The following is a 9,064-nucleotide window of genomic DNA, read 5'->3' on the forward strand; positions in this document are numbered from 1 at the left end:
AACTCTTGTATGGTGGATTGAGCTCTGGGGAACGCGCGAATCGGAGCCTATGATTATCATGGAGAGAAGGTTGAGTTATGTCATCGCAAGCAGTACCGGCATCGCCGGCCGAGTTTTCGATCAGAAGCATTATCGCCCCGCTTCTGGCCGTTATCGTCGGCATGATCATGGTCATTCTGGACAGCACCGTCGTCAACGTCGCTTTGGCGAAATTCCAGACGGAGTTCGACGCGACGATCAATACGGTTCAATGGACGTTCACGGGGTATACGCTAGCGCTGTCCGCCGTTATCCCGCTAGCCGGATGGATGACCGATCGATTCGGTTCCAAACGCGTATTCCTGACGACGATCGCGCTGTTCACGCTCGGCTCCGTCCTGTGCGGCACGGCACAGACGGTCGATCAACTTATTATTTATCGCGTCATTCAAGGTCTGGGCGGCGGCATGGTCATGCCGATCGGCATGGCCATCATCTTCCGTCTCGCTCCTCCGGAACGACGCGGCGCCGTCATGGGCATGCTCGGCATTCCGATGCTGATGGCCCCCGCTCTCGGACCGATCTTATCCGGCTGGTTGATCGAATCCGTCTCGTGGCATTGGATTTTCCTGATCAATCTTCCGATCGGCATCGCCGGCATGTACGTCGGCCTGAAGTATCTGCCTAACTTCGCGACGAGCAAGCCTCCTCGCCTGGACATCCTCGGAATGATTCTTGCGCCGATCGCGTTCGCTACGTTGGCATACGGAGTAAGCGAAGGCGGTCGCGTGAGCGACGGCGGCGGCACGAGCTGGGGCACCGACAACGTGTTGATCGCCTTGATCGTGGGCGGAATCGCGCTGCTCTTGTTCATTATCGTGGAGCTGAGACATAAGCAACCGCTGCTCGAGCTCCGCGTATTCCGATCCTCCGACTTCACGCGCGGCACGTTGCTCGTATGGATCGTGCAGATCGCCCTGTTCGGCGCCATGATCCTGATGCCGGTATTCCTGCAGGACATCCGCCATTATTCGCCGCTCGAGACGGGCCTCATCATGCTGCCTCAAGCGATCGGCTCGATGTTCTTCATGCCGATCGGCGGCAAGCTGTTCGATAAGATCGGCGCGCGCCCGCTCGCGATCGTCGGTCTGTCGCTCGTAGCGACTGCGCTATACCTGCTTCATAATATCGCGATCGATACGAAGCTCATCATGATCATTCTGCCGTTATTCATGATCGGTTCCGGGATGGGACTCTCGATGATGTCGCTCAACACGCACGTCTTGAATTCGGCGCCGCGGCATCTCGTAACCCGCGTGACCCCGCTTACGACGGCGGCCCAACAAGTCGTCACCTCGTTCGCGGTCGCCGGCTTGACGGGGTTCATGACGACGCGGTTGAACGATCATCTGGCTAGCGCAGGCGCGAGCGGCAATCCGCTCGACTCGGCCGTCAGCGCCTATAGCGACACCTTCTATCTAGGGTTCGGCCTGACGTTGTTCGGCATCTTGTTCAGCTTCATCCTTCGCAAACCGAAACCGCAGCCCGAGTCCGAAGTCGCGGACAAAGCCGATCCCGCGATGATGATGGGTCACTAGAAGAGGCCCCTAACGAGCGATCTGCCTGCGTATATTTGCCTTTCGTTCCGTTAACACTGCAGTAAATGTCTGGCAATCGTTAACGGGGCAAGGAGCGAGCATTCGCGATGATACCGGCAATCGAGAAAATATCGGGCACCCAGCTCGGCTTGATCTTGTTCACGTTCGTCGTCTCCACGATCAACTTGACCTTGCCCGGTCAGATGGTGATGTTCGCCGGACAGGATGCCTGGTTGTCGGTGCTGCCGGCGGCCTCTACCGGACTCGTAACCATATGGGTGATGACGACGCTCTCGCGTCGGTACCCCGGATTGACGATTATCGAATACGGGTCAAAAATCGTCGGCAAGTGGTTCGGCGCATGCTTGGGCCTGAATTACATCTATTATTGGTATGTCTCGGTATCGACGATTACGCTTCAGCACACGTCGTTCATCAGCACGCTGCTTCTGCCCAGGAGCCCGTCCATCGTCGGCAGCACGACGCTGCTCATCCTATGCGCCTTGGCCGCTACAGCGGGTATCGAGGTCATCGGAAGATGCAATCAGTTTCTTACGCCGCTGCTCGTCGTTGCCGTCATGCCCATCTTCCTGTTGGCGATCAAAGACGCCAATCCCGAGTTCCTCAAGCCCGTATTGGGGGACGGCTTCAAACCGGTCATGCAGGGAGCGCTGCTGCCGGCCGGGGCGTTCATGAATCAGTTGTTCATCCTCGGCTGGCTGCTGCCCTACTTGAATCGGCAGAAGATAGACCGCAAGGCCTCTCTCCTCGCCCTGACCGGCATTATGGCGACGGTGTTCATCGTTGTCCTGCTGTCCATTCTGGTCCTTGGTCCGTTGACCGGCAAGTTGACTTACTCGTTCTTGAGCGTCATTCAATACGTCGGGATCGAGGGGTCCATCGAACGTCTGGAGGCCGTCGCGGTTTCGATATGGGTGATGGGGTATTTCGTTAAGGTATCCGTCTGCTTGTTCATCCTGTGTCTGTCTATCGGCCAAGTGTGCGGTATTCAAAATCATCGGATCTTGACGTTGCCCATCATTATGCTGACGGTGATCGGTTCGATATGGATATTCAAGAACAGCGCGGAGCTGCTGAACTACTTGGTATTCACGTTCCCGTTCCTGGCGTTCTTGAACCAGACGCTGTTGCCGGTCCTATTGCTCGCGATCGATACGGTTCGAAGACGAACGGCGTAATCAATGCTTCAATAGCATTCGCCCGATCGGCTCGAACAGCAGCTTGAACGGCAACGTGAAGCTCGGCATCTCGACCTTCGCCATGAGCAACGATCCGAACACGATCGCCATTCCCATTAAGCCGCCGTATAAGGCGGCTTCTTTGTATTGGCGCCCGGCCGCCAGGGAACGAACCTTGAAGAACGACCAAATGGCGGCGACGAGCACGAATCCTCCGATCTGCACGATCATTCGACGATCTCCTTCTCGTTCAATTGCAGCGGAGGTCCGGCCATCCCGGCGCCTACGATCGACAGCTTGACCTCGACCGCGACGTTCGCATGGGCATAAATCGCGTCCCAGTCGTCCCTCAGCTTTTTCCATCGTTTCGGTTGATTCCGGTATATCGACTGTCCGATTCCGATGCTGTCCGTCTTGAATTGTTTCTGAAGCTTGTTCATGACGTTGCGGACTTGCTCCGCGACCGATCGCTCGAGCGCCTGCCGGACGATCGCCAGATTGTCCGGTCTGCTTATGTCTAGTCGCGAGTTGTTCTCGACGAGACTGCCTACCCCTTCGAGCCGAATGTTCACTTGCAACTGGTCTCCTTCCCCGCTTGCGACGATGCGCCGATTCGCGCGGCGCAACAGAATTCCGACATTGCCTTGGCCGCCCGGCAAATCGGCGGTAACGCGCCCGTTCTTCATGCGATCCGTCGCCCACAAGAACCCGCTCGTCTCGCTCCCGTTCAGGAACCCGACGATGCGGGTTCCGTTGAATACGGCCGTTCCTGCGAGCTTGAATAGCTCGCCGTCCTTCGACTTTCCGTCGCCCATACCGTCTTCCGTCGTCTCGATGGCTCCCAATACGGGACTGACGCCCGGGCTGGAATCGGCAATGAAGTAGTCTCTTAGCGTGACCGCCATCTCGGTATGCAACCCTTCCAGTTCCTTAATCGCTTCGACGGGCACTTGTTCGAACGGATATTTCGTCTCCAACAGCTTCTGCCCCGCTTCTCCCTTGACGACCATCATATACGTCTTCAGCCGCTGTCTCGGATCGTGGGCGAATACGTCCAGCACGTCGCCGATGCCGTGCCGTCCGAGCGATTCGCCGATGAAGATGACGCTGCGATGCGCCGTGAATAACCGCCGGGAGCTCTTCTTCTGAATGATCTCGAACGCTTCGCTCGCGTTCTTCCCCGTGCCGGACAGCACGAAGAACTTCTCCCTCGAGCCGCCTCCGGTTCCCAGTTCTCCGTGGGGAATCGCGAGCTGTACCGATAAGACGTACTTGCCCTCCTTCGTCCGATCGAAGGCGGAGCCCGTAATGAACGCCAAGTCGTTGATTTCCGTTCGGTCCCAGCAGCCGCTCAACAGGATCGCACAGCCGAGCATGCAGAAGCATAGAATCGGTTTCATAGGCCGGTCCTTTCCATCGTACGACGTTACCGGTCTTTCCCGGATGGCTCGGTTCGAAGCGTTCTCGCCCATATCGGCGATCTCACGAGGATGTCCTTCAAGCTGCGGAAGGAAATCGGAGTGAAGTACGGGACGCCGAAAGAACGCAACGCCGCGAGGTGCAACAGTATGCCTAGGAAGCCGAGCACGATTCCGTACAGGCCGAGCGTTCCGGCCAAGAGGAGCATCGGAAAGCGCAAGAGGCGAACGCCGTTGGCGAAGCTGTACCTCGGTATCGTGAACGCGGCGATCCCCGTGATCGAGACGATAATGACGACCGGCGCCGAGATGATCCCCGCTTCCACGGCCGACTGCCCGATGACGAGCGCGCCGACGATGCTGACGGCCTGGCCGATCTGCTTCGGCAATCGAATGCCTGCCTCCCTCAGCGCCTCGAAGATGATCTCCATGAGCAGCGCTTCGATGAACGCGGGAAAAGGTACGGCTTCCCTGGACGAGGCGATGCTGAGCACGAGATTGGTCGGAATCATCTCTTGGTGATAGGTCGTGACGGCGACGTACAGCGGCGGAGCGAAGATCGCGATGAAGATGAACAGGAACCGGATCCAACGGACGAAGGTCGCGATCGGCCAACGGACGTAATAATCTTCGCTCGCTTGAAGCCCCGCCCATAGCGTCATCGGAACGACCAAGACGAACGGCGTGTTGTCGACGAGAATCGCGACCCTCCCTTCGAGCAGCTCGGCGGCCACGACGTCCGGCCGTTCCGTGCTATGCACTTGCGGGAACGGCGAGTACGGCAAGTCTTCGATGAATTCTTCCACGTAGCCCGAATCGAGAATGCCGTCGATAGCGATTCGTTTCACCCGCGCTTTGACTTCCTCCACCAATGGCGCGGCCGCGACGCCTGCCAGATAAGCGATGACCACTTGCGTATCCGTCAATTCGCCAAGAGAGAACGATTCCGTTTTGAGCTTGGACGTTCGGAGCCTATTGCGCAAGAGACCTATATTCGTGGCGATATTCTCGTTGAATCCGTCGCGCGGTCCGCGAATGACAGGCTCGGATGAAGGCTCTTCAAGGCCGCGTTGCTTCGTGCCGCTCGCTTTGGCCATGATGGCGATAGGTTCGGCATCGGCCAATACGATCGCGTATCCGTTGAGCAATTGACGAATCGTCTCTCGCATGCTCTCCGTGCGTACGACCTTTCCTGCCGTGAATAGCGCTTCCGCGCGTTGGTCGATCGAAATGGGTTCGTCCGAGGACAGCGTTAGGATCGGCCTCAGTACATGGTCGTCGATGATCGCTTCGTCCACGAGACTCGATAGGAAGACGACGAGCAGCTCCGCCCTCGCGCCAGGACGGATTCTCCGGTATACGATATCGGAGCAGTCGCGGAACGCTTCCCGAAGATAGCTCTCGTTGTTCTTCAGATGCGGCGAGACCAAGTCGTTAAGGACAGCGTCGGCAGACTCCTCTTGTTCGTAGCTCGGATATCCGGGTCTCGGTCGTCCCCGCTTGAACCGTTTCATGCGATCCCCTCGTTTATCGATAGATACCTGATTTTTCCCTGGCGCTTATGCGTTTATTCCGATTCGGGTTTACGATGGAGCTCCTCTCGAACAGGTTTTCTACGCAAGCGTTTAGGTAATCCGGATTCGCCATGAATATATTGAGTCTATTGAAATTCTAATTCGGAGGGATGCATCATTGGGCGATTATCGCATCATTAATCACGACGAGGCGGCCCGGTATGCTAGCGATATCGAGGAGGTATTCCCGGTCGGAGCGCGACTGGAGTCGCGGGATATAGGAGAAGACGGTAATCTTAACCGCGTATTTCGAATCTTCGACCCGGCGTCGGGACGAAGCGTAATCGCGAAGCAGGCATTGCCTTTCGTCAAGGCGGTCGGCGGATCGGTGCCTTTGACGCTGGACAGAGCGCGCATCGAAATCGAGTCCTTGCGTATTCAAGACGAGCTTTGCCCCGATATGACGCCTACGGTTTATGCGTACGATCCGGAACTGGCGCTGTTGATCATGGAGGATTTGAGCGATCACGTTATTTTGCGACGAGGACTGATGGATCGAGGCCGTTATCCGTTAGTCGGCGGGCAGATCGGATCCTACTTGGCGCGGATGCTGTTCTTCACCTCGGACCTGGCCATGGATCCGCAAGAGAAGAAACGGCAAGTGAAGGCATTCATCAATCCGGAACTTTGCAATATCAGCGAGGATCTCATCTTCGACGCTCCTTATAAGAAGTCCCGAATGAATAGATTCGAGCCCCCTATCCGAGATGCGGTCGAGCGCGTTTGGGCGGATACGGGGCTGCATTTCGAGGTCGCGCTGCTGCGGGAGACGTACATGACGAGAGCGCAGGCTTTGCTGCATGGAGACTTGCACACGGACAATATCTTCATCAAGCCGGATTCGATGAAGGTTATCGATTCCGAATTCGCTTTTTACGGTCCGATGGGTTTCGATATCGGAACGGTTATCGCCAATCTGTTGCTGAACTACTCGGGTCAAGAGGGATGGAGCGCGGACGCGCGGGAACGCGCCGAATACCGCGTCTACCTGCTGGATTCCGTTCGCGACGTATGGTCGCAATTCGAGCTTCGGTTCCGCGAGCTCTGGAACGGTCATGTCGCCGATCGAATGGCGAAGACGCGAAGCTATCAGGATTCGTACGTGGGAAGGTTACTGCAGGACGCAATCGGTTACGCTGGCGCCCTGATCGTGTGCCGCGTTCATGGGTTCGTCCACGTCGCGGACATCGATCGCATCGAGGACGCCGTTGCCCGGGAACGTGCGCAGCGGATCGCGCTGCGGATCGGAACGGCATTGATCCTGCGGAACCGCTCCGCCCGTTCGATCGAGGAAGCGCTGGATATCGCAAGCGAAGCAGTAAGCTAGGTAGAGCGGCAAAGGCTCTCGCCCGATTGCGGCGAGAGCCTCTTATAATTGGCGCAGATATACGCTTAGCCGTTCGGTCGCAGCCCTTGCGCAGAGATGCCCGCACGCTCGAATCCCTTCGTCATCATCTCTTGGCCGGTCGCGATGACGCCTCTCATCAAGGCATTCTTAACCGTTTCCAGAGACAGATCGGACGGCAGAACGATATCGTGCCGCAAGTTCACGAGTTCTCTTCCGATATTGGCGGCGCTGGATGTGAGAGCCATATCGGCGAGAATAAGGATTTCTTTCTTTACGTTCTTGCGAACCCTTTTGATTGCTTTTGCCATATACTTCACCTCCTTCCGATCTTGCCGATTGCACGGGTAAGGGGATGATCGTTTTTAGCTTCGTTTCTTTGTCTTGCCGCGGTTACGTCGAGCTTTATCGTTAACCTTCCGTGCTTTCTTGGAAAGCTTTTTATCGGAAGTCTTTTTATCGAACCATTTGAGGAGCGCGATGCCTACGGCTTCGGCCGTATTCCCGATCATGATCGAAGCGGTGCTGTCGTTGGCACGAATATGTTCGATAGCGGGCTTGCCGGCCAAGGATTGCAGCTTTTGCTTAAGCAGTTCCCTTAGCTGCGGATCCTGAGTTTGCTGCTCCAGCTTGGACCACCACCCGGCGGCTTCCTCGTTCCGGCCGATTCTGCCGTTCGCCTCGCCGAGCTCGTAAGCGATATTCGGGTAGTCGACGCCCATGCCCATCGTCCGGATATGGCCTTCTTGACGTAATTCTTGGTTGATCAGGTAGGTGTAATCTTCGATGACCGTTCTCGTGCGTTGGAAGTGCTTCTCCGGCAATTTATTGGCGGACCTGCCGCGGAGATACCGGACTCTGCTGTCGTGCGGAGCGGCCGCTACCGCGTTGTCGAGAAGTTTTAAGCCGGTTTTCGCCCATTTCAGCTGATCGAGCGGACTTTTTTTATCCCGGGCGATCAAGATGACGATACTGCCATGGTAAGCTTCAGCGAGAGGGTTATTCGGATAATCGAGTCCCAGCTGTTCCGATAGCCGGTACGCTTCCTGAACGGCGGCGGTATTCCCTTGTCCGCCTTCCTTATATAGAGCTTTAATCCTGTCGAGTCTCTCTTCGAATGTCAAAGGTCCTCCTCCTCTGTTTATTTGTTTTTGTCTTGCTCCCATAAGACGAGTTTCTGTATCGCGATATCGGCTTGGTCGGGCGAGCCGGCATTTCGGTAAGCTTCGCTCAGGTTTCGCATGGCTTCGCGCGCCTGCTTCGAAGTGAGGTAACCGGAATTCCCTTCATAGCGTTCCAGCAAGAAGAGGAAGTCCTCGATCGCCGTCGTCGAACATTGGAAGAACGACTCCGGAAGCCTCAGGCAAATGCTCCCGCGCAAAAAACGAACGACTTTATGGTTCGGGTCCAAAGCCACGGCGCGATTCAACGCTTCCAGTCCCTCTTCCGCTTTATCCACTCTATCGAGAACTCTAGTGGCATCCCGGCCTAACAGAACGAGAGTACTCCCGTAATAGGCTTCGATTTGGGCATCGTCGGGCTCGTCCCCGCGAAGCTTCGAGAGCATCTCGTTCGCTTTGATCACCGCCCTTTTGTCTCCGTCCACTCCTTTATTATGGAGTGCTACGGCTTCCTCGAATTGTTTCTTACGGTTGTTCCGAACCGACATCTCCAACGACCTCCACATAACGAATCCGTTGTCCAAGCAGCAGCCTTGTCCAACCCGTACGGCAACGCGGACATTCCCCTCCTTGCACGTCCGATCTTCCTTGTTACGATATGTGCGATCCCCATTTCGCGGTTGGATGAAATGCCCTTTTCCGATAAAATGTACATTCTTCTTCGCGCGAATTTAATAGGGAGATTCTCGCATTGCGCGAATTCGAAGCAATAGCGCCGCCAAAAACGCGCGAAGCGCGACTTTACGCGACGAACTCAAATATTCTTCTTT

The 9,064-nt window shown here is 56.3% G+C and carries 9 protein-coding genes; 3 read left to right on the top strand and 6 right to left on the bottom strand.

Features of this window, described 5'->3' with window-relative positions; all coding sequences use genetic code 11:
* Window positions 1-77: 77 nt before the first annotated feature.
* Both ACFQZG_RS00490 and ACFQZG_RS00495 read left to right on the top strand, forming a co-directional pair.
* Window positions 78-1,577, top strand: a complete 1,500-nt coding sequence (locus ACFQZG_RS00490; protein WP_378149067.1) for a DHA2 family efflux MFS transporter permease subunit — start codon at window positions 78-80, stop codon at window positions 1,575-1,577.
* 107 nt (window positions 1,578-1,684) lie between these two features.
* Window positions 1,685-2,776 carry a GerAB/ArcD/ProY family transporter gene (locus tag ACFQZG_RS00495; protein WP_378149068.1) on the top strand — a complete coding sequence of 364 codons (1,092 nt, stop codon included), beginning with the start codon at window positions 1,685-1,687 and terminating at the stop codon, window positions 2,774-2,776.
* On the opposite strand, the gene ACFQZG_RS00500 is transcribed toward ACFQZG_RS00495, so the two are convergent.
* The 3 genes from ACFQZG_RS00500 to ACFQZG_RS00510 are packed head-to-tail and all read right to left on the bottom strand — an operon-like array spanning window position 2,777 to window position 5,708.
* Window positions 2,777-3,007 carry a hypothetical protein gene (locus ACFQZG_RS00500; protein WP_378149069.1) on the bottom strand — a complete coding sequence of 77 codons (231 nt, stop codon included), beginning with the start codon at window positions 3,005-3,007 and terminating at the stop codon, window positions 2,777-2,779.
* Entirely contained in the window at window positions 3,004-4,176 is a 1,173-nt protein-coding gene (locus ACFQZG_RS00505; protein ID WP_378149071.1) for a Ger(x)C family spore germination protein, read from the bottom strand. The genes ACFQZG_RS00500 and ACFQZG_RS00505 overlap by 4 nt, the downstream gene beginning before the upstream one ends.
* A gap of 26 nt (window positions 4,177-4,202) precedes the next feature.
* Window positions 4,203-5,708 carry a spore germination protein gene (locus ACFQZG_RS00510; RefSeq protein WP_378149073.1) on the bottom strand — a complete coding sequence of 502 codons (1,506 nt, stop codon included), beginning with the start codon at window positions 5,706-5,708 and terminating at the stop codon, window positions 4,203-4,205.
* Window positions 5,709-5,886: 178 nt separating this feature from the next.
* Here ACFQZG_RS00510 and mtnK point away from each other — a divergent pair, with 178 nt between their 5' ends.
* On the top strand, window positions 5,887-7,095 hold the full coding sequence (gene mtnK, locus ACFQZG_RS00515) for an S-methyl-5-thioribose kinase (protein WP_378149075.1): 1,209 nt from the start codon (window positions 5,887-5,889) through the stop codon (window positions 7,093-7,095).
* Between the two features lie 65 nt (window positions 7,096-7,160).
* On the opposite strand, the gene ACFQZG_RS00520 is transcribed toward mtnK, so the two are convergent.
* Genes ACFQZG_RS00520 through ACFQZG_RS00530 form a run of 3 tightly spaced genes read right to left on the bottom strand, consistent with a single transcriptional unit; the run spans window position 7,161 to window position 8,698 of the window.
* Complete coding sequence (locus ACFQZG_RS00520) at window positions 7,161-7,424, bottom strand: hypothetical protein (RefSeq protein WP_378149077.1); 264 nt, start codon at window positions 7,422-7,424, stop codon at window positions 7,161-7,163.
* A gap of 54 nt (window positions 7,425-7,478) precedes the next feature.
* A complete protein-coding gene (locus ACFQZG_RS00525) occupies window positions 7,479-8,237 on the bottom strand; it encodes a hypothetical protein (RefSeq protein WP_378149078.1) in 759 nt (252 codons plus the stop codon).
* Between the two features lie 17 nt (window positions 8,238-8,254).
* The gene (locus ACFQZG_RS00530; protein ID WP_378149080.1) at window positions 8,255-8,698 is read right to left on the bottom strand and encodes a tetratricopeptide repeat protein; all 444 of its coding nucleotides are present in this window, start codon (window positions 8,696-8,698) and stop codon (window positions 8,255-8,257) included.
* Window positions 8,699-9,064 lie beyond the last annotated feature (366 nt).

The organism is Cohnella sp. GCM10027633, assembly GCF_042675445.1.
Classification (GTDB): Bacteria; Bacillota; Bacilli; order Paenibacillales; family Paenibacillaceae; genus Cohnella.